Genomic DNA, 20276 nt, shown 5'->3' on the forward strand with positions numbered 1-20276 from the left:
CAGGACCGTCGGCACCCTCTGGGATACCATCGGCAGTCTCCTCGACCGCTTCAGTCCGAGCGAGTGCGCCGCCTACTTCCAACACTGCGGCTATGCACAGTCAGGGCAATAAAGGTCTAGCGGTGGCCGGTGGAGCCGAAGCCGCCGGCGCCGCGCCCGGAGGGGGCGGTGAATTCCTCCACCACCAGGAATTCCGGCCGGAGGACGGGGACGAAGACCATCTGCGCGAAGCGGTCCCCGGGCGCGATCCGGATGGGCGGGGTGCCGGGGGCGTTGCGGTTCCAGGCGCTGACCATGATGGGGCCGGTGTAGTCGGCATCGATCAGCCCGACGAGGTTGCCCAGCACCAGCCCCTGCCGGTGGCCGAGCCCGGAGCGCGGCAGGACCAGCGCGGCCATCCCCGGATCGCCGATATGCAGGGCGATGCCGGAGGAGATGAGGGCGGGCGGCGCGCCCGGCGCGATCTCCACTGCTGCGTCGAGGCAGGCCAGCAGGTCGATGGCGGCGGCCATGGCGGTCTGGTAGCGCGGCAGGCCCCAGTCCCGCAGGCGGCTGTCCAGGATTTTCAACTCGATAGCCGGTCCGCCCATGGCCTGCCTTTCTGCCCTGTGGTCATGGCCGGCGTGAGCCGGCCATCATCCCGGTCGGTTCCGCCCGGAAACCGGGCCGGGGTCAAGTGCCTGGTGGTAAGAGAGGGGTTGGGTACGGTGATGGCCGGTTGAGGCGGTGATCGGATCTTATGCAAGGTCGGGTAGCCGGCGCCCGCTTTGACACGGCCATCCCACGCCCCCTCACAGTGGCCAGATGAGGAGCAGCATCGGCACCGCCACGGCGATCACGATCACCTCCAGCGGCAGGCCCAGCCGCCAGTAATCGCCGAACCGGAAGCCGCCCGGCCCCAGGATGAGGGTGTTGTTCTGGTGGCCGATGGGCGTCAGGAAGGCGCAGGAGGCGCCGATCGCCACTGCCATCAGGAAGGCATCCGCGCTGACGGAGAGGTGCCCGGCCGTCTGCAGCGCGATCGGGCACATCACCGCCGCCGTCGCCGCATTGTTGATGACGTCGGAGAGCGTCATGGTCGCGACCAGGATCACCACCAGCGCGACCACGGCGTCGCCGCCCGCCATCTGCTCGAGGATGAGCCGCGCCAGCAGCTCCGCCGTCCCGGTGGTCTCCATCGCGCCGGCCACCGGGATCAGCGCGCCGAGCAGCACCACAACCGTCCAGTCCACGGCCGTGTACACCGTCCGCGGCGAGACCACCCGCAGCGCCATCGCGGCCAGCACGCCGCCCGCGAAGGCGACCGCCGAGCCGGCCAGCCCGGAGGCGGACAGGGCGATCGTGCCCACCATGACGCCGGCTGCCGTCCAGGCCTGGCGCGCCGCCGGCAGCCGCAGCGTCCGGTCGGCCAGCGGCACGCAGCCGAACTGCGAGGCGAACTCGGCCATCGCCTCCGGTGAGCCCTGCAGCAGGAGCACGTCACCCGGCCGCACCTTCGCTTTCCGCAGCCGCGCGATCGTCTGCCGTCCCTGGCGAGAGATGGCGAGCAGGTTGACCGCATACCGGTCGCGCAGCCTGATGTCGGTGGCCGAGCGGCCGACGACCGCCGCGCCCGGCAGCACCGCATACTCGGCCAGCACCAGGTCGTCATCGGCCGGCGCTGCGTCGCCCCCCTCCCTCGCCTCCGCCGCCCGCGGCGCGGCATCGCCAAGGACGGGCACGTCTTCCTCCAGCGTCAGGCCCAGTCGCGCGAGCGTCGCCGCGAGGCCCTCCGGCCCCGCCTCGATTACCAGGATGTCGCCCGACTGCACCCGGTGCTGGGGCGGCGGCACGCCCACGCGCACGTCGTGGCGCACCAGGCCGATCACCTGCACGTCGTCGGCCTCGAGCGCCTGCTCGATCTCGCGCAGCGTCATGCCGACGGCGGCACTGTCGTCGGTAGCGCGCACCTCTGTCAGGTAGGCGCCGGTATCGAAGGCATCGGCGCCGCGCCGCTCGCGCACCGGCACCAGCCAGCGTGCCGCCACGGCGACGAACAGTACGCCCGCCAGCGCCACGGCGACGCCGACCGGCGCGAAGTCGAACATGGCGAAGCCCGCCCCGTCCTCCCGCGCCCGGAAGCCGGAGACGACAAGGTTCGGCGGCGTGCCAATCAGCGTCGTCATGCCGCCGAGGATGGAGCCGAAGGCGAGCGGCATCAGCACGCGCCCCGGCGGCAATCCCTCGCGCGCGGCGAGCTGGATCGCGACCGGCATCAGCAGGGCCAGCGCGCCAACATTGTTCATGAAGGCCGAGAGCGCGGCGCCGAGCGCGGTCAGCGCCGCGACGCTGACCAGCGGCCGCCCCGCGCGCGGCAGCGCGACCCGCGCCAGCGCGTCCACCGCGCCCGAGGATTGCAGGCCGCTGCTCAGCACCAGCACGCAGGCCACCGTCACCACCGCGGCATGGCCGAAGCCGGCGAAGGCTTCTGCCCCGGGCACCAGCCCGGCGGCCACCGCGGCCAGCAGCGCGCCCATGGCGACCATGTCATGGCGCCACCTGCCCCAGGCGAACATCACGAGGGTCGCTAGCAGGATCCCCGTGATGAGGGCCTGGTCCCGGCTCATGCAGGGGCTTCTCCATCTCCGCAGCCAGGGCATGAACCCGGCCGCGCGGCAGCCGTTCCGCGGCCGCGCTCAGGAGTGCGGCACGAAGGCCAGGGTATAGTTGTCCAGCAGCGCGGGCATCGGCCGCGACGCATCGAGCCGCGACGGGTCCTTCAGCGCAAGGCGGCCGGACGCCAGCAGGGCAGCGATGGTTGCACTGCCGAGCATCGGCACCAGGTTGCGCGCCGGGCAGATGCCGGGGCCGCCGCTGAACGGCACGAGTGGCCAGCCACCCTGGCGCGGCCCGTCCAGCCAGAGGTCCGGATGGAAGGTGTCTGCATGGGGCAGGTTTGCGTCATCGCGATGGAAGAAGGGCGCGAAGATGAGCACGCTCGTGTCCTTCGGCATGGCGCCGCCGCGCCACAGCGTCTCCTCCCGCGTCTCGCGCAGAATGACCGGCGTGGTGGGCCAGAGTCGGAGCGCCTCCAGGATGGCGGCGCGGAGGAAGGGCAGGTTCGCTCGCCCGCCGGGTCCGGCTTCCGCAATCTCGCGCCGCGCGCGCGCCTCCTGCTCGGGATGGGCGAGCAACAGGGCGAGGCCACGGAAGGTGGACATGCCGCCCGGGTCGAAGGCGAAGAACCAGTGCGCGACCTGGTGCGAGGGCGCCGTCTCCGGCGTGTGCGGTGTGGCGGCGATCACGGCGGCCAGCGTGCCGGGCTCCGCCCGCCGCAGGTGCTCATCCACCCGTCGGTGGAAGCGCTCCAGCCTGCCCTTGTGGCCTGGGTGAAGGAATGCCCAGTTGCCGGCCGCGCGCAGCTTCGCGAGCATGTCCGTCAGCTCGTAGTCGTCGCGCGCAGCGTCGCCCAGCACCACGCGGCGCACGATGCGGTACCAGCCGGTGAAGAACTCGTCCCAGGAGAGCTCCTTCTGCGCCCGCGCCGCCTCCAGCATCCCGGCGGCCTCCTGCCCGACCACCTCCATGAAGTGGCCAGCCATGCGGTGCACGTCGCGCCGGCTGTCCAGCACCTCCTCGTTGAAGCGCCGGCGCTCCGTCCGCTCCGGCCCTTCGGAGATCAGGGAGGCCTTCGGTTCGAGGTGCGCGAGCGCGGCGGTCTTCTCCGCGCTGGCCGGCGAGAAGGGATGCGGCGTCCCCTCCAGCACGCGCTGGACGTCCCCGGGCGAGAGGATCAGGGCCTGGTTGCGCAGCGGGAGGCGCAGCATCAGGGGGCCGTCGCCATAGGTCTCACGCAGCTTCTGCATGCGGCGCACGGCGCGGCGGTCCAGGTCCATGCGCTCGGCCAGGCGCATGACCTTGGGGCGCCGGATGATCACGCCCTTGGCAAAGGTGGGCAGCACGACCTCGGCGAGTGCCGCGGTTGTGTCAGCGATGCTCGCGACCGGGATCCGGTCGCCCATGCTGTAGGTTCCGGCGCTCATGCTGCGCTCCTCGGGGTGTGGGGCGCTCAACAGCCCATGCCTGAAGCTGGTTCTGCTCGGCGGCTATGACAGGGCGCCGTTGCCCGCCGCGCGCACGGCCGGTTCGCCAACCCGAATACGAGGTCCGGACCACCGGAGGAAGCGGCATCTTCCGACCGCCGCGTCGGACGGCAATGGCCGCTTCGGGCCGCACCTGCAGCGGGTTGCGTTCATATCTGAACGCAACCCGCTGCAGCTCCTTGTTTTTGAGCAGATTCACGCTCCCGGGCGTTCCCGCCCGTCCGCGATCTGCTCTAGCCGCCCCCGCTACGCCGCGCTGCGCAGCCGCCCCAGCCGCAGGAAGCCGATCCCGTGCCGCGTGGCCCCGTCCCCCGTGGCAAGGTCCGCCAGCACCTCCCCCACCACGCTGCAGAATTTGTAGCCATGGCCGGAACAGGGGGACGCGAGCACCACCTGGCGGTAGGCCGGGTGGTGGTCCAGGATGAAGTGCTCATCCGGCGTGTTGGTGAAGATGCAGGCGCGCAGCGCCATGGTCGGGCCGGTGCCGTGGGGGAAATACCGCTCCGCGAAGCCGCGCAGCAGCGCCTCGTCCTCCGCCTCCACCTCGCGCCGCATCGCCTCGGCCGGCATGGTCTCGCCGCGGTGGTGGTAGCGGCCGAATTTGAAGCCGGGGACCTCCACCACCGGGAAGCCGTAGTAGCGGCCCTCCGCAGCCTCCAGGTTGAAGACCGGGAAGCGTTCCGGCGTGAACAATTCGGGCGCCTGCGGCTGCAGCCAGGCCAGCACCTGCCGCTCCGGCACCGCGATCCCTTGCAGCAGCGGCGCGAGGTCGGCCATCCAGGCGCCCGCGGTCAGCACCAGCCGCCCGGCCTCGTAGCGGCTGCGATCGGTGGTGACCACCACGCCCTCCCCGCCCCCGCGCGCCTCGCAGCCCAGCACCCGCTCGCGCGCATGGATCTCGGCGCCCGCCGCCTGGGCGGCGCGGACATGCGCGACGATGGCGCGCTCGCTCATCACATAGCCGCCCTGGGGCTGGAACACCGTGCGCATGCCGGCGGGCAGGCTGTAGCCGGGATGGCGTTCGTTCACCTGCGCGCCCGTCAGCACCTCATGCGGCAAGGCATGCAGCCGGGCGGAGGCGAGCGCGCCCGCGAAGACCTCTCCATCCTCGAGCCCGCCATCCAGCGAGCCATGGGTGATCAGCACCCGCTCGCCGGTCGCCGCCTCCAGCTCCCGCCACAGCGCATAGGCGCGGTGCAGCAGGGGCACATAGGCCGGGTCCTCGTAATAGGGCAGGCGGATGATACGGGTGACGCCGTGGGAGGAGCCCATGGCATGCGGGATGTCGAAGCGCTCCAGCCCCAGCACGCGCTGCCCGCGCCGGGCGAGCTGCCAGGCGGCGGCGCTGCCCATGCCGCCGATGCCGACCACGATCACGTCGTATGCCATGGCTTGCTCCGATCCGCGCCGGCGCATTCTGGCACAGCATGGAGCGTTGGGGAGCGGCCGGGCGGCGGGGGCGACCATGGCCCGGGGCCAGGGTGCCGCATCGTTCGCCGGGGGGCGCAGCCGCGTGCGGCGCCTTCCCGCCGGCTGTCCGGCACCGGGGCGGCGGGCGCCGGGCGCGTGGAGCCTGCGGCGTCAGCCCAGCGCCTGCGCGATCCTCTGCGCTAGGCGCTCCGCCACCGCCGCCTTGGGCAGTTCCGGCCAGTCCTCCACCCCCCCGGCGGTGACGAGGTGGACGGTGTTGCTCTCCCCGCCCATGACGCCGCCCGAGACATCGTTCGCCACGATCCAGTCGCAGCCCTTGCGCAGCCGCTTCTCCCTCGCGTGCTCCACCACCTTCTCCGTCTCCGCCGCGAAGCCGATGACGAGGCCGGGGCGGCGCTGATGGCGGGAGAGGGTCGCCAGGATGTCGGGGTTCAGCGCCATCTCGAGGATCGGCGCCGCCGCGCCGGGCGCCTTCTTCAGCTTCTGCGTCGAAGCCTGGGCCACCCGCCAGTCGGCGACGGCGGCGGCCATGACGGCGATGTCGGCGGGCAGCGCCGCCTCGCAGGCGGCCAGCATCTCGCGCGCGGATTCCACGCGCAGCACCGTCACGCCCGGCGGGTCCGGCACCACCACCGGGCCGGAGACGAGGGTGACCCGCGCGCCGAGCGCGGCAAGCGCCGCGGCGATGGCATGGCCCTGCTTGCCGCTGCTGCGGTTGGCGATGTAGCGGACCGGGTCGATCGGCTCATGCGTCGGGCCGGAGGTGACGAGGGCATGCCGCCCCGCCAGCGGCCGGCCGGCGGGGGAGAGGATCGCCTCGATGGCCGCCAGGATCTCGGGCGGCTCGGAGAGGCGCCCCGGTCCGCTCTCCGGCTCCGCCATCGCGCCCACGCCGGGGCCCACCACCTGCACGCCGCGTGCCTGCAGCAGCGCCAGGTTGGCCCGCGTCGCCGGATGCTCCCACATCGCCGGGTTCATGGCCGGCGCCACCAGCACCGGGGCGCGCGTCGCCAGCAGGATGGTGGAGGCGAGGTCATCCGCCAGCCCATGCGCCATCTTCGCCAGCAGGTCGGCCGAGGCGGGCGCCACCACCACCAGGTCCGGCCAGCGCGCCAGGCGGATATGGCCGATCTCCGCCTCGGCGGCCCAGAGGTCGTCATGCACGCGGGCGCCGGTGATGCCCGCCAGCGCCTCCCGCGTCACGAAGCGGGCGCCGCCCGCGGTCAGCACGCCGGTGACGGCGGCGCCGGCCTTGCGCAGGAGGCGGGTGAGGTCGAGCGCCTTGTAGGCGGCGACGCTGCCCGAGAGGATCAGCAGGATGCGGCGGTCCGTCAGCATGGGGGCGAAACTACAGGACCGCCGCCGCGGCTCAAACCGGCCTCTCGCCCTTCACCGTCACCCGGTTGCCGTAGCGCCGGTGCGGCCAGTAGTCCCACATCGCCCGGTGCTGGGTGCACCGGTTGTCCCAGAAGGCGACGGAGTTCGGCTGCCAGCGGAAGCGGCACTGAAACAGCGGGTTCTCCATGTGCTGGTAGAGGTAGCCGAGGATCCCGTCGCTCTCGTCGCGGGGGATGCCGAGGATGCGGGTGGTGAAGCCGCGGTTCACATAAAGGGCCTTCCGGCCCGTCACCGGATGGGTGCGCACCACCGGATGCTCGGCCCGCGGATAGCTCGGCCGGTCCGCGACGCCCTCCTTCGCATACATCCCGCGATAGACATGCTCGCCGCTGTGCTCGGCGGTGAGCCCTTCCAGATAGGCCTTCATCCGGTCCGACAGCGCGTCATAGGCGGCATACATGTTGGCGAACAGCGTGTCGCCCCCGGCGGGCGGGCATTCCCGGATATAGAGGATGCTGCCCATGGGCGGCTCCTCGTCGCAGGAGACGTCGGAATGCCAGCCCTCGCCATTGGCGCGCAGCGAATTCTCGTCCGCCTTGATGATCATCAGCTCGGGATGACCCGGCTCGTGCGGCGCCGCCGGGTGCAGGTGCAGCTCCCCGAATGTCCGGCCGAACGCCAGATGCTGCTCCTGGGTCATGCGCTGGTCGCGGAAGAAGATGACCAGGTGCTCGGCCAGCGCGCGGTGGATCTCCGCCATCTGGTGGTTGCCGGGAGCGGCCAGGTCCACCCCGCTGATCTCGGCCCCGATCACCGGGGTCAGCCGGTCGATGCCGATGGTCTCATAGGGCTGGCCAGACCCGGATGGGGCCTTGATGCGCGGGCCGCTGAGGGCGCTGAGCGAGGACATGGCGTTGTTCCTTCCTGGCCGTCTGCCGGGAAGGCTAGAGCAGATCGCGGACGGGCGGGAACGCCCCTCGGCAAAGCGCCGCCCTCCGCCCAGGGGCCGGCGGCGGATCGGCCCCGGCCGGCGCGGCTCCGGCGGGGCCATCCGGCCGGCGGCTCGCCCCGCCCGCTCCGCTGACAGGATCGGGACCAACCCCGGCATACCCGCCGCGCGCCGCATCCGGCATGGTGCCCGCCCTGCCCGGAGGAGCCCGCATGATCGGCGCGCTGACCACCCTTCTTCTCTGCCAGCTCACCGGCGAGATCCTGGTGCGCAGCCTGCACCTGCCCGTCCCCGGCCCGGTGCTCGGCATGGTCCTGCTCTTCGCCACGCTGGTGCTGCGGGGGCGGGAGGCGCCGGCCGGGCTCGGCGCGACCGCCGACGCGCTGCTCGGCCATCTCGGCCTGCTCTTCGTGCCGGCCGGCGTCGGCGTGGTGCTCTACTTGCCGCTGCTGGCGCGGGACTGGGCGCCGATCTCGCTGGCGGTGCTGGCCGGCACGCTGCTGGCCATCGCCGCGACGGGGCGGCTGGCGCAGGCACTGCTCCGCAGGCTCGGCTGATGCGGGACCTGGCCGAGGTCTGGGTCTATCTGGCGCGGGAGCCGCTGGCGGCGCTGACGGCGACGCTGCTTGCCTGGCTCGGGGCGCTCCGGCTGCAGCGGGCGCTCGGGCGGCATCCGCTGGCCAATCCCGTGCTGTTCGCCGTGGCGCTGCTGGCCGGGGGGCTGCTGCTCTCGGGCGTCGAGTACCGCGCCTATTTCGAGGGCGCGCAATTCGTCCACTTCCTGCTCGGCCCGGCGACCGTGGCGCTGGCGGTGCCGCTGCACCGGCAATGGCAGGCGGTGCGGCGCTCGGCGCTGGCGGCGCTGCTCTCGGTCCTGCTCGGCGGCGTCTTCGCCGCGGCGGCGGGTGTCGCCATGGCGCTGGCGCTGGGGGCGGCGCCGGAGGTCACCGCCTCCCTCGCCCCGCGTTCCGTCACCACGCCGGTCGCCATGGGCATCGCGGAACGGATCGGCGGCCTGCCCTCCCTCACCGCGGCCGTGGTCATCTGCTCGGGCGTGGTGGGCGCGGCGCTGGGGCCGGCGGTGCTGGACCTTGCGCGCGTCCGGGACTGGCGGGCGCGCGGGCTCGCCATCGGCACCGCCGCGCATGGCATCGGCACGGCGCGCGCCCTTTCCGTCAATGCCACCGCCGGGGCCTTCAGCGGCCTTGCCATGGGGCTGAACGCGCTGGCGACGGCGCTGCTGCTGCCCCTGCTCTGGCGGCTGCTGGCGGGTGGTTGATGCGCCGCCCATGGCGCACGACCTCATGCTGCCCCAGCACGCAAAGGGAGGCCTGGATGTCGGACACGGAAATGGAGCGGCGCATCCGCGAGCGGGCCTATCTGCTCTGGCAGGCGGAAGGCTGCCCGGAGGGACGGGCGGAGGAGCACTGGACGCTCGCCTGCATGCTGGAGGCGCAGCAGGAGGATTATGTGGACGAGGAGAGCGAGGAGAGCTTCCCGGCGAGCGACCCGCCCTCCCATGTCCCGATCACCGGGGAGGGGCGCGCCCGGGGCTGACCGCGCCGTGCCTCCGGGCGGCCTTTCGTTGCCAGGGCAGATTCAGGCCTGCCGGCGCTTCGGCCCTCCGGCGACCTGTTCTATGACGGGCGGGAGGAGGAACCGCCCATGCCCGTCTATGCCCTGAACGACCTGGTGCCGACCCTGCCGGAGGCCGGCCGCTACTGGGTGGCGCCCGATGCCCATGTGGTCGGCCGCGTCACCCTCGGCGAGGATGTCGGCGTCTGGTTCGGCGCGGTCATCCGCGGCGACAACGACCCGATGGTGATCGGCGCCCGCACCAACATCCAGGAAGGCGCGATGCTGCATTCCGATGCCGGCGTTCCCCTGACGGTCGGGGAGGATGTGACGGTCGGCCACCATGCCATCCTGCATGGCTGCACGGTGGGGGACTGCTCGCTCATCGGCATGGGCGCGACGGTGCTGAACCGCGCGAAGATCGGCCGCTTCTCCATCGTCGGCGCCAATGCGCTGGTGACGGAAGGGAAGGAGTTCCCGGACTACTCGCTGATCGTCGGCAGCCCGGCCAAGGTGGTGCGCACCCTCGATCCCTCCATCGCGGAGCAGCTCCGTGCCTCGGCGGCGCATTACGTGGCGAACTGGCAGCGCTTCAGGGCCGGGATGCGCGTGATCGCCTGAGGGCCGTTCATGCCGCCGGTGCGGCGCAGCCGGGCTGTGCGGAGCAAACCGCCCGGCGCGGGGGAGGTTGATGGGCCACCATCGACGGCCTCTGGCATGAACCCGGCCGGCAGGACCTGCTGAAGACGTCCGGTGCCTGGCGGGCGGCTTACGCCCGCTGCCACGGAGACGGATCAGGGCGCCCATGGCGGACCATTCTTCAACAGGCCCCGGCAGACATCCTGGCGTCTGCGCGCCGGGGCAGACCGGTTCGCCAGGGGGCGTGAAGGCCCGCAGGCGTGACCCCGTGCGAAAGGGGGCGCGGTTCAGCCCGGCGCCTGCGCCTTCGGCACGCGGACGGTCAGCGACAGCAGGCGGAAGGACTGCGTCTTGCCATGGCCATCCAGGTTGAGGCTGCCGTTCACCCCGCCTTCCAGCACATCGTCCACGACGAAGTTGAAGGCCTGCAGCAGGGGAAGGTCGTAGCGCGTGACCCTGGTCGCGCCGCGGTGGCGGAACAGCGCCAGCACGCGTTCCTCCGTCACCTGCTCCGCCAGGATCGGGTAGAGCGCGGGATCATAGGGCATGAGGGACATGTTGCAGCGGTTGCCCTTGTCCCCCGCCCGGCTGTGCGCCACCGCGTGCAGCGGCACCTCGATCATCTCGCTCATGCCGCCATCTCCTGCGCGGTCCGGACCTTCACGCTGGTTGGCACCCTCTCCCGCAGCACCAGGTAGCTCCGCGTCAGGATGCGCGGGGTCAGGCGCCAGCGGGCGCCGCCCGTGCCCGCCGTGCCGCAGCAGAGCAGCGCCAGCACCTCCCGCGCCGCCTGGTCCACCGCGTCGCGGTCGCTCCCCTCGGCCGCGAGCCGGATGCGCACCTCCGGTGGCTCCGGCCCCTGGTAGCCGCGCCAGAGCGCGCCGTCGTCGCTGTCATGCACCGAGGCGACGCCGATCAGGTCCACCCGTGCCCGCACCGGCAGGCCACGCATCCCGAGGCGCCGCAGCAGCACATCGGCGGTGGCCTTCGCCCGCGCCAGGGCGTTGGGACCGGCGACCGAGACCTCGCCCTCGCCCAGCCAGGTGCCCTCGAAGCAGGCGGTGACCTTCAGCGTGTCCGGCGCCGGATGGCCGCGCAGGCCGCGCACCGCGACGCGGTCCTTGCCCAGCTGTTCGACGGTGCATCCCATGATGTCCAGCACCACGTCCGGCGTAATGTAGCGCGCGGGGTCGTGCAGCTCATACAGAAGCTGTTCCTTCACCGTGCGCAGGTCCACGATGCCGCCGGTATCCTCGGGCTTGGTGATGACGAGGCCGCCCTCCGCCGTCACCTCCGCGATGGGGAAGCCGATGTTCCAGGGGTCGGGGATGTCCTTGCAGCCGGGGTCCCAGAAGACCCCGCCCGTCACCTGGCTGCCGCATTCCAGCAGGTGGCCGCAGGCGGCGCCGATCGCCAGCTTCTCCCAGTCCTCGAAGGACCAGCCGAAATGGTGGACCAGCGGCGCGATGGCCAGCGCCGGATCGGAGGTGCGGCCGGCGACCACCACATCCGCGCCCTGCCGCAGCGCCTCCACCAGCGGGGCGGCGCCAATATAGGCATTGGCTGAGACCAGGCGCGCCGATTTCGTTTCGATGCTGTCATCCGCCTCATGCACCGGCAACTGGTCCAGCGCGATGGAGGAGGTCACGTCATCGCCGGTGACCACCGCGATGCGGCAGTCCGGCAGGCCGAGCCGGACCGCGAGCCGCGCGATCAACCGCGCCGCCGCCGGGGGGTTGGCCGCGCCGAAATTGCCGAGGATGGGAATGCGGTGGGTGACGCAGTCCTTCAGGATCGGCTCCAGCAGCCGCTCCAGCATCGGCTCGTAGCCGAGTTCCGGGTCGCGCCGGCGCTCGAGCTGCGCCAGGGCCACGGTGCGCTCGCCCAGCGTCTCGAAGAACAGGGCGGCGGGCAGGCCGCGGGCGACCAGGCTGCGCACCACGGGGATGGGCGCATCCACGCGGTCGCCGGAAAAGCCGGCGCCGTTGCCGACCAGGAAGGGGGTGCTCATGGACGTTTCCGTGCGGTCTTGCCGGGCATCATCCGCCCGGCGCGGCTTCCCCGCAACCGGCCGACGCCCACCCCTCGTTTCACGGGAAACATGTCCGCGGCGGCCCCCTCGACAAGCACCGGCCGCTGCGCTTGCTTCCGGACCACATCTTGGGCGGGCCGATTCAGACCTCCGCGCTGGTCATCGGCCGCCCGTCGGAGACCCCATGCCCATCATCAACCGCATCGCCGATTTCGCGTCCGAGATGACCGAGTGGCGCCAGGACTTCCACGCCCATCCGGAACTCGGCTTCGAGGAGCACCGCACCAGCGACATCGTCGCGGCGAAGCTGCAATCCTGGGGCATCGAGGTGCATCGCGGCCTCGCCACCACCGGCCTGGTCGGCGTGCTGAAGAACGGGACCAGTTCCCGCAGCATCGGCCTGCGCGCCGACATGGACTGCCTGCCGATGCAGGAGCAGACCGGCCTGCCGCATGCCTCCACCATTCCCGGCAAGATGCATGCCTGCGGCCATGACGGCCATACGGCCACGCTTCTGGGCGCGGCGAAATACCTGGCGGAGACGCGGAATTTCGACGGCACCGTGCACTTCATCTTCCAGCCGGCCGAGGAGGGCGGCGGCGGCGGCAATGTCATGGTGCAGGAAGGCCTCTTCGAGCGCTTCCCCTGCGATGCCGTCTACGGCATCCACAACGACCCGACCCTGCCGCTCGGCGAGGCGAAGGTGGTGCCGGGCGTGATCCTCGCCGCCTCCGACCGCGTCTACATCACCATCCGCGGCATCGGCGGCCATGCGGCGCGGCCGCATGTCGCGGTGGATCCGGTGCTGGTGGGCGCGCATGTGCTGGTGGCGCTGCAGGCGCTGGTGGCGCGGCGGACCGACCCGCTGGATTCCGCCGTGCTCAGCATCACCCAGTTCCATGCCGGCAGCGCCGACAACGTCATCCCGGACGCGGCGAAGCTCTCCGGCACGGTCCGCACCCTGCTGCCCGAGACGCGGGACATGATGGAGCGGCTGATCGCCCAGGTCGCCGAGAGCACGGCGGCGGCGCATGAGGCGGTGGCGGAGGTGGTCTACAACCGCCTCTACCCGCCGACCGTGAACCATGAGGCCGAGACGGCGCGCGCCGCCCTGGCCGCCGCCAGGGTGCTGGGCGAGAGCCGCGTGATCCGCGACGCCCCGCCGATCATGGGCGGGGAGGATTTCTCCTTCATGCTGCTGAAGCGCCCCGGCGCCTTCGTCATGATGGGCCAAAGGGGAGGAAGTCAGGGGCCGGAGAAGGGCGGCGTGCCGGTGCACCACCCCGCCTATGACTTCAACGACGACATGCTGCCGGTGGGGGCGAGCTTCTTCGCGACCCTGGTGGAGCAGGAGCTGACGCGCGGCTGAGGCTGCAGGGGCGCGCCGCTATCGGCGCGCCGCCATCTCCTCCAGCACCGGCAGCAGGTGCGGCTTCAGCGCGGCGAAATTCTCGCTCATCGGGAAATGGCCGAGGCCGGGCATGATCACCGCCCGCGCCCCCGGGATCGCCGCCGCCGTCGCGCGCGTGTCCTCCGGCCGGCAGGAATAGTCGAACTCGCCGGTCAGCAGCGCCACGGGGCAACGCGCCGTGTCGATGCGCGCGAGCTTGCCGCGGAGGTCGCCTTCCTCGGCGTAGAAATGCAGGTCGCCGCGGAAGACGCCCGGGCCGCCCTGCATGTAGTGCCACAGCGTCTCCCACCTGCCCGCTTCCGGCGCCGCGGGGCCGATGAGGCCGGAGACCATGGCGCCGCAGACCTCCCCGCCATGGATGCGCGGGTGGTGCAGGACGGAGAGGTCGTAATAGCTGCCGGTGAAGGCGCTGCCCTGCAGGCCGATGACGCCGCGCAGTTCGTCCGGGTGTTCCGCCGCCAGGTCCAGCACGATCCGCCCGCCGATGGAGCAGCCCATGACGATCGGCCGCTCGAGCCTGAGCGCGCGGGCCACCGCCATGACCAGGCCGGTATAGCCGGCCGTGGTCAGCCGGTATTCCTCCCTCTCCCAGCCCGCGGGCGGGGAGGACTTGCCGTGCCAGGGCATGTCGAAGGCAATGCAGCGGAAATGCCCGGTGATCCCGGCATCGTTCAGCAGGTCGCGCCACTGCCGCCCGTCGCTGCCAGCGGTGTGCAGCAGCAGCAGCGGCACGCCCTCTCCCGCTTCCTCCACATAGATGCGGTGCGGGCGGCCCGCGATGTCCATGCGCAGGTAGCGGCCGGTGATCGGCTCGAAGGCGGGCTCGCCCCAGGCGACCGGCGCGGCGGCCTCCTTCGCCGGCGCCGGGCCCTGCCGCAGCAGCGCCAGCGCCCCCTTGAACCAGGCGAGATGGGCGAAGAAGACAGCGGTGTCGCCCTCGATCCGCAGGGCGCCCTGGCGGCGGAGCGCCAGCAGGTCGTTCCAGCCCGGCACGGGCTCCGGCGAGAGGAAGCGCGCCATGCCTTCCGCCGTGATGCGCAGCGCCAGGGTGAAGGAGGGCAGCACGAAGGGGCCGCGCCGGACCTCCTGCACCTCTCCGCGGCGGATCGCCGCCAGCCAGGCCCTGTCGCCGATCTCGATCAGCAGATCGGCATCCAGCGTGCGGCCGCGCCGCGCCAGCGCCGCCTCGCCCGCCACGCGCGCCGGCCATGCGGCCATCGCCTGGTCCATGGACATCCCTCCAGTTTCTTTGCGGCGAGGCTAGAGCAGATCGCGGAGGGGCGTGAACGCCCCGCAGCGTGAATCTGCTCTACGGACAATGGCCTGCAGCGGATTGGCGTTCGGTTTTGAACGCAATCCGCTGTAGCGCCCCGCCCGGCCCCGGTCACGTCCCGGCAAGTTGTTCACGGTCGCGCGCGCTCCTCCGATAGCGTTTCCGGGCGGGTCTGCCGCGGGGGAGGACAGCATGACGGAGTCCAGGACGCGCCGGCCGGGCCGGCGCCAGGCCATGGCGCTTGGCGCCGGGGTCTTCGCCGCCGGCGCTTTGCCGGCCCGCGCCATCACCGCGGCCGATGTCCCGCCGCCCCGCCATACGCTGGAACGCGGCGCGCGCCTGCGGGTGCTGCGTCCGGCCAAGTACATCGACCCGGATGAGGCGATCTTCAACGAGAACACCCGCCGCTTCACCCAGGCCACCGGGATCGAGGTGCGGGTGGACTACGTGAACTGGCCGGACATGCCGGTGCAGGTCGCGGTCGCCTTCAATACCGGCCAGGGGGCGGATGTGATCATCGGCTTCGGGCCAGACCCGCATCTCTATGCCGACAAGGTCACGGAGATGACCGACCTCGCCGGGTATCTCGGCGCGAAATACGGCGGCTGGTACGATCTGGCGCAGGTCTACGGGAAGAAATTCCGGACGGAGACCTGGCTCGGCCTGCCGATGGGCGGCACCACGGGGCCGGTGGTCTATCGCAGGTCCTGGGTGAGGGAGGCGGGGTTCGACGGAATCCCCAACGATCTCGGCGAATTCCTGAGGCTCTGCCAGGGGCTGAAGCGCATCGGGCATCCCTGCGGCTTCGCCCTCTCCCATGCGCCGGGCGACGCGCCGGGCTATGCCAATTGGCTGCTCTGGTCGCATGGCGCGGCGCTGACCGATGAGGAAGGGAAGGTCACGCTGGACACGCCGGCGGTCGCCCGCGCCCTGGACTACGCGCGGGCGATGCAGGAGACGATGATCCCGGGGACCATGGCCTGGAACGGCGCCTCCAACAACCGCGCCTTCGTCGCCGGCGAGATCGGGCTCACCCAGAACGGCGTCTCCATCTACTACTCGCTCAAGACCGCGGGTGATGCGGCCCAGAACGCCATCGCCGCCGATACCGACCATGCCGAGATGCCGCACGGCGCCGCCAGCAAGGCGCCGGAGACGGCGCTCACGCTGAACGCCATGGTGCCGCGCTACACCCGCGTGCCGAACGCGGCGAAGGAGTACATCCGCTTCATGATGGAGGCGGAGCAGTACGATCCCTGGCTCACCGGCTGCCTCGGCTACTGGTCCCAGCCGCTGAAGGCCTACGGGCAGAGCGCCGTCTGGTCCTCCGACCCCAAGCTGCGGGTCTACCGCGACGCGATGGACACCCCGTTCTACGAGGGCTTCCGCGGCCCCATCACCGCGGCGGCCGGGGCGGTGGCGGAGAATTGGGTCGTGGTCGACATGTTCGCCCGGGTCGTCACCGGCCAGCAGCGCCCGGCGGACAGCATGCGGGAAGCGCAGCGCGCGGCCCAGCGTTGGTACCGGAGCTAGGGCAGACCGCGAGGGGCCGTGAACAGCCGGACACGGGAGTCTGCCCGGAGAATAAAGAACTGCAGCGGCGCGGCCGCGAAAGACGCCCCATCGACCGCGGCGGCAGGACGGCCCAGGCTGCCGGCAAGAAGACCCGAGGAGGAAAGGCCCATGCTGACAGAGGCCCAGAAGCAGCAATACGATCGCGTCGGCGCCATCGTGGTGCCGGATGTGCTGAGCCCGGCGGAGGTCGCCGAGCTCCGCGCCGTGACCGACGGCTTCGTCGAGCGCGCGCGGCAGGTCACCCGGCACGATGCGATCTACGACCTGGAGGACAGCCATACCCCGGAACAGCCGCGCGTCCGCCGCATCAAGGCGCCGCATCTGCATCATGAGGCCTATGGCCGGCTGGTGCGCCACCCGGGGATCGTCGGGGTGCTGCAGGCCCTCTGGGGTCCCGACATCCGCTTCGACACGGCGAAGCTGAACCTGAAATCGGCCGGCTTCGGCGCCGCGGTGGAATGGCACCAGGACTGGGCCTTCTACCCCCACACCAATGACGACCTCGCGGCCGTGGGCGTGATGATGGACGACATGGCGCTGGAGAACGGCCCGCTGCTGATCATCCCGGGCAGCCACAAGGACCCGGTGGTGTACGACCACCATGGGGAGGACGGCTGCTTCTGCGGCGCCATGGACCCGGGAAAGAAGGAAGTGGACTACGCCAGGGCCGTGCCGCTGACCGGCAAGGCGGGCTCCATCACCATCCACCATGTCCGGGCGGTGCACGGCTCGGCGCCCAATACCTCCGACCGGGACCGGCGGTTGCTGCTGTTCCAGTTCCGCGCCGCGGATGCCTGGCCGCTGCTCGGCTTCCCCGAAGGGATCGAGGCCTATGACCGGCTCATGGTCGCGGGGCAGCCGACCCTTTCGCCGCGCCTCGCGCCCGTACCGGTGCGGCTGCCGCTGCCGCCGGCCTCGAAGCAGGGCTCGATCTACGAGAACCAGAAGGGGCTGAAGAACCGCTTCTTCGCCGCGGCGGCGGAGTGATGGCGGCGGCGGGTGGCAACAATGTCACCCGCCCATCACGCATCGCAACGGGCCGGGCGGCTATGCTGGGCCATGCGCCTCTCCACGCTCTTCGCCCGGCTCGCCCATTGGGCCTCCTGCCAGGCGGGCCGCCCCTGGGCCTTCTCGCTCGCGCTCGCGGTCGTGCTGGCCTGGGCGGTCTCCGGCCCGCTCTTCGGCTTCTCGGACACCTGGCAGCTGGTGATCAACACCGGGACCACGGTGGTCACCTTCCTGATGGTCTTCCTGATCCAGCACGCCCAGAACCGCGACACCCAGGCCATCCAGCTGAAGCTGGACGAGCTGATCCGGGCGACGCATGGCGCCCATAACCGGCTGATCGCGCTGGAGGAGAAGAGCGAGGAGGAGCTGGCCCGGGCAAGGGCGGAGCTGCACCACCTGGCCGAGCCGCATCACCGGAAGGCGCCGCACGCCCATCATGGCACGGAGACGGGCCATTGACCGCCGGCGCCCCCTGACCAGGCGCGCCCGAGACGCTACATACGGGGAAGACAGGAGCTTGCCCCGTGGTCGCCATCACCTCGCCCGCCTTCAAGGAGAACGCCGCGCGCGCACTGGCCGATCCCGGCCTGCAGAAGGCGCTGGGCACCGCCAAGGGCGCCTTTCTCCAGCGCCGCGCCGCCGCCGTGGCGAACCTGCCGGAATTCGAGCAGCTCCGGAACACGGGGCGGGACATCAAGAACCACACCCTCGCCAATCTGGACTTCTACCTGGAGGCCTATGAGGCCAAGGTGAAGGCAGCCGGCGGGCAGGTGCACTGGTGCTCCACCGCCGACGACGCCCGGGCCGCGGTGCTGGAGATCTGCCGCAAGGCCGGCGCCCGCACCGTCACCAAGGGCAAGTCGATGATCTCCGAGGAGCTCGGGATCAACGCCCATCTGGAAGCCCATGGCATCCGCCCGGTCGAGACCGACCTCGGCGAGTACATCCTGCAGCTCCGGCAGGAACACCCCTCCCACATCATCGCCCCGGCCTTCCACCTGAACCGCGAGGACTGGGAGGCGGATTTCCGCCGCCTGCACACCGACCTGCCGGCCGACCGCGTCTTCGCCGAGCGGCGCGACATCCTGGCCGAGGCCCGGGGCAAGCTGCGGGAGAAGTTCCTGGCGGCCGATGTCGGCATCACCGGCGCCAATTTCCTGATCGCCGAGACGGGCAGCAGCGTCATCGTCACGAATGAGGGCAATGGCGACCTGACCCAGACCCTGCCGCGGGTCCATATCGCCCTCGCTTCCATCGAGAAGGTCGTCCCGACGCTCGAGGATGCCTGCAACATGCTGCGCCTGCTGGCGCGCAGCGCCACGGGCCAGGATTTCTCCGTCTACACCACCTTCTCCACCGGCGCCCGCCGCCCCGGCGACCTGGACGGGCCGGAGGAATACCACGTCATCCTCGTGGACAATGGCCGGTCCAACATGATCGGCACCGAGTTCCAGGAGATGCTGCGCTGCATCCGCTGCGCCGCCTGCATGAACCACTGCCCGGTCTATGGCGCGGTGGGCGGCCATGCCTATGGCTGGGTCTATCCGGGGCCGATGGGCTCGGTGCTGACGCCCAGCCTGGTCGGCATCGACAAGACGGCGATGCTGCCCAACGCCTCCACCTTCTGCGGCAAGTGCGAGAGTGTCTGCCCGGTGAAGATCCCGCTGCCCAAGCTGATGCGGCATTGGCGGGAGCGGGAATTCGAGCGCCACCTGACACCCGCGACCCAGCGGACCAATCTCGGCCTCTGGGCCTGGTTCGCGCGGCGGCCGGCGGCCTATCGCTGGGCGACGCGGGCGGCGATCGGCGCGCTCGGCCTGCTCGGTCGCGGCAAGGGGGCCTTCCGGTCCCTGCCCCTGGCCGGCGGCTGGACGGGCGGCCGCGACCTGCCGGCGCCGGAGCCGGGCGGCACCTTCATGGCGCGTTATGCCAAGGCGCAGCGGGAGGCGCGGCGGTGAGCGAGGCGCCGGAAAACCTGACGCTGATCCACCTGCGGCGCCTGGATGAGAGGATGGACCGGATGGCCCTGGACGTGCAGGAGCTGAAGACCCGCATGACCTCGGTCAAGCAGCAGACGGCCAATCTCGCGGCGACCCAGGCCAGCCATTCCGCCATCCTCTCCGCGCGGCTGGACCGCGTGGAGACCCGCCTCGACCGCATCGGGCGCCGGCTCGACCTCGTGGAGCCCGCCCGATGACCAAGGAGGCCATCCTCGGCGCCATCCGTCGCGGGCTGAAGCGCGGGCCACTGCCGGCGGACCAGCAGGCGATGCTGGAAGGGCGCCTCGCCACCCATCCGCGCCACCTCATCCCGGCCCGCTCCCGCCTCCCGCGCCCCGATCAGGTCGCGCTCTTCATCCGCAATGTGGAGAAGGAGTTCGGCACGGTGGAGCGGGTGCCGGACCTCGCCGCCGTGCCCGCGGCGCTGGCCGACTATCTGGCGACGCAGAACCTGCCGCCGCGCTTCGCCCTCGCCCCGCATCCGGAATTCGAGGCGATTCCCTGGGCCGAGCGGCCGCTGCTGGACTTCGAGCGGCGCCGCGCCCAGGCCACAGACCAGGTCAGCGTGCAGCATGGCTGGGCCGGCATCGCGGAGACGGGGACGCTCATGCTCCCCTCCTCCCCCCACCGCCCCACCACGCTGAACCTGCTGGTGGAAACCGAAGTGGTGGTGCTGCGCGCCAGCGCGATCGTGGGCGCCTATGAGGAAGCCTGGGACCGGCTGCGGGCCGAGAGCCAGGATGCGGTCTCCGGCGGATTCATGCCGCGCAACATCATGTTCGTCACCGGCCCCTCGCGCTCCGCCGATATCGAGCAGACGCTGGAACTCGGCGCGCATGGGCCCCGGCGGCTGCACATCATCCTGGTGGATGACGACCCCGCGGCCCTGCCGCCCGGCGATGCCGTCGCGCCGCCGCGCACCGCCGAACCGGGCGGCCTCGCCCCGCCCGGCGACTGACGACC

At 71.7% G+C, this 20276-nt stretch carries 20 protein-coding genes; 11 read left to right on the forward strand and 9 right to left on the reverse strand.

The window, feature by feature from the left end; all coding sequences use genetic code 11:
* Nucleotides 1–116: 116 nt before the first annotated feature.
* The 6 genes from dut to LHA35_RS16345 form a co-directional block, all read right to left on the reverse strand.
* On the reverse strand, nucleotides 117–590 hold the full coding sequence (gene dut / locus LHA35_RS16320) for a dUTP diphosphatase (RefSeq protein ID WP_226609838.1): 474 nt from the start codon (nucleotides 588–590) through the stop codon (nucleotides 117–119).
* Nucleotides 591–791: 201 nt separating this feature from the next.
* Nucleotides 792–2606 carry an SLC13 family permease gene (locus tag LHA35_RS16325; RefSeq protein ID WP_226609841.1) on the reverse strand — a complete coding sequence of 605 codons (1815 nt, stop codon included), beginning with the start codon at nucleotides 2604–2606 and terminating at the stop codon, nucleotides 792–794.
* A gap of 69 nt (nucleotides 2607–2675) precedes the next feature.
* The gene (locus tag LHA35_RS16330; RefSeq protein WP_226609843.1) at nucleotides 2676–4022 is read right to left on the reverse strand and encodes a cytochrome P450; all 1347 of its coding nucleotides are present in this window, start codon (nucleotides 4020–4022) and stop codon (nucleotides 2676–2678) included.
* Between the two features lie 306 nt (nucleotides 4023–4328).
* Nucleotides 4329–5471 (reverse strand): N-methyl-L-tryptophan oxidase, encoded by a 1143-nt coding sequence (gene solA / locus LHA35_RS16335; protein WP_226609845.1) that lies wholly within the window; start codon nucleotides 5469–5471, stop codon nucleotides 4329–4331.
* 192 nt (nucleotides 5472–5663) lie between these two features.
* Nucleotides 5664–6851 carry a bifunctional phosphopantothenoylcysteine decarboxylase/phosphopantothenate--cysteine ligase CoaBC gene (coaBC, locus tag LHA35_RS16340; RefSeq protein ID WP_226609847.1) on the reverse strand — a complete coding sequence of 396 codons (1188 nt, stop codon included), beginning with the start codon at nucleotides 6849–6851 and terminating at the stop codon, nucleotides 5664–5666.
* Nucleotides 6852–6882: 31 nt separating this feature from the next.
* Nucleotides 6883–7761: a TauD/TfdA dioxygenase family protein gene (locus LHA35_RS16345; protein ID WP_226609850.1), complete on the reverse strand. Its 879-nt coding sequence runs from the start codon at nucleotides 7759–7761 to the stop codon at nucleotides 6883–6885.
* 251 nt (nucleotides 7762–8012) lie between these two features.
* Between LHA35_RS16345 and LHA35_RS16350 the strand changes: the two genes are divergently transcribed.
* The 4 genes from LHA35_RS16350 (at nucleotide 8013) to LHA35_RS16365 (ending at nucleotide 9996) form a co-directional block, all read left to right on the forward strand.
* The gene (locus tag LHA35_RS16350; protein WP_226609853.1) at nucleotides 8013–8357 is read left to right on the forward strand and encodes a CidA/LrgA family protein; all 345 of its coding nucleotides are present in this window, start codon (nucleotides 8013–8015) and stop codon (nucleotides 8355–8357) included.
* Nucleotides 8357–9079, forward strand: a complete 723-nt coding sequence (locus tag LHA35_RS16355) for an LrgB family protein (protein ID WP_226609855.1) — start codon at nucleotides 8357–8359, stop codon at nucleotides 9077–9079. The genes LHA35_RS16350 and LHA35_RS16355 overlap by 1 nt, the downstream gene beginning before the upstream one ends.
* 56 nt (nucleotides 9080–9135) lie before the next feature.
* Nucleotides 9136–9357 (forward strand): DUF2934 domain-containing protein, encoded by a 222-nt coding sequence (locus LHA35_RS16360; RefSeq protein ID WP_226609858.1) that lies wholly within the window; start codon nucleotides 9136–9138, stop codon nucleotides 9355–9357.
* Between the two features lie 108 nt (nucleotides 9358–9465).
* A complete protein-coding gene (locus LHA35_RS16365; protein ID WP_226609860.1) occupies nucleotides 9466–9996 on the forward strand; it encodes a gamma carbonic anhydrase family protein in 531 nt (176 codons plus the stop codon).
* A gap of 305 nt (nucleotides 9997–10301) precedes the next feature.
* On the opposite strand, the gene LHA35_RS16370 is transcribed toward LHA35_RS16365, so the two are convergent.
* The gene (locus LHA35_RS16370) at nucleotides 10302–10646 is read right to left on the reverse strand and encodes an AtuA-related protein (RefSeq protein WP_338050898.1); all 345 of its coding nucleotides are present in this window, start codon (nucleotides 10644–10646) and stop codon (nucleotides 10302–10304) included.
* Nucleotides 10643–12025, reverse strand: a complete 1383-nt coding sequence (locus LHA35_RS16375; RefSeq protein WP_226609862.1) for an acyclic terpene utilization AtuA family protein — start codon at nucleotides 12023–12025, stop codon at nucleotides 10643–10645. The genes LHA35_RS16370 and LHA35_RS16375 overlap by 4 nt, the downstream gene beginning before the upstream one ends.
* Nucleotides 12026–12230: 205 nt before the next feature.
* Between LHA35_RS16375 and LHA35_RS16380 the strand changes: the two genes are divergently transcribed.
* The gene (locus LHA35_RS16380) at nucleotides 12231–13415 is read left to right on the forward strand and encodes a M20 aminoacylase family protein (protein ID WP_226609864.1); all 1185 of its coding nucleotides are present in this window, start codon (nucleotides 12231–12233) and stop codon (nucleotides 13413–13415) included.
* A gap of 18 nt (nucleotides 13416–13433) precedes the next feature.
* Here the strand turns inward: LHA35_RS16380 and LHA35_RS16385 are convergent, their stop codons facing one another.
* Nucleotides 13434–14687, reverse strand: a complete 1254-nt coding sequence (locus tag LHA35_RS16385) for an alpha/beta fold hydrolase (RefSeq protein ID WP_226609867.1) — start codon at nucleotides 14685–14687, stop codon at nucleotides 13434–13436.
* Between the two features lie 235 nt (nucleotides 14688–14922).
* On the opposite strand from LHA35_RS16385, the gene LHA35_RS16390 reads away from it, so the two are divergent.
* From LHA35_RS16390 to LHA35_RS16415, 6 genes are all read left to right on the forward strand, one after another.
* Nucleotides 14923–16263: an ABC transporter substrate-binding protein gene (locus tag LHA35_RS16390; RefSeq protein WP_226609870.1), complete on the forward strand. Its 1341-nt coding sequence runs from the start codon at nucleotides 14923–14925 to the stop codon at nucleotides 16261–16263.
* Nucleotides 16264–16413: 150 nt separating this feature from the next.
* Complete coding sequence (locus tag LHA35_RS16395) at nucleotides 16414–17292, forward strand: phytanoyl-CoA dioxygenase family protein (RefSeq protein ID WP_226609872.1); 879 nt, start codon at nucleotides 16414–16416, stop codon at nucleotides 17290–17292.
* Nucleotides 17293–17364: 72 nt separating this feature from the next.
* Nucleotides 17365–17772 carry a low affinity iron permease family protein gene (locus tag LHA35_RS16400; RefSeq protein WP_226609874.1) on the forward strand — a complete coding sequence of 136 codons (408 nt, stop codon included), beginning with the start codon at nucleotides 17365–17367 and terminating at the stop codon, nucleotides 17770–17772.
* Nucleotides 17773–17837: 65 nt separating this feature from the next.
* Nucleotides 17838–19271, forward strand: coding sequence for a LutB/LldF family L-lactate oxidation iron-sulfur protein (locus tag LHA35_RS16405; RefSeq protein WP_226609877.1), 1434 nt, complete (start codon nucleotides 17838–17840; stop codon nucleotides 19269–19271).
* On the forward strand, nucleotides 19268–19510 hold the full coding sequence (locus tag LHA35_RS16410) for a hypothetical protein (protein ID WP_226609879.1): 243 nt from the start codon (nucleotides 19268–19270) through the stop codon (nucleotides 19508–19510). Before LHA35_RS16405 ends, LHA35_RS16410 begins: the two co-directional genes overlap by 4 nt.
* Nucleotides 19507–20271, forward strand: coding sequence for a LutC/YkgG family protein (locus LHA35_RS16415; protein ID WP_226609881.1), 765 nt, complete (start codon nucleotides 19507–19509; stop codon nucleotides 20269–20271). The genes LHA35_RS16410 and LHA35_RS16415 overlap by 4 nt, the downstream gene beginning before the upstream one ends.
* Nucleotides 20272–20276 lie beyond the last annotated feature (5 nt).

It is taken from the genome of Roseicella aerolata (assembly GCF_020523605.1).
Classification (GTDB): domain Bacteria; phylum Pseudomonadota; class Alphaproteobacteria; order Acetobacterales; family Acetobacteraceae; genus Paracraurococcus; species Paracraurococcus aerolatus.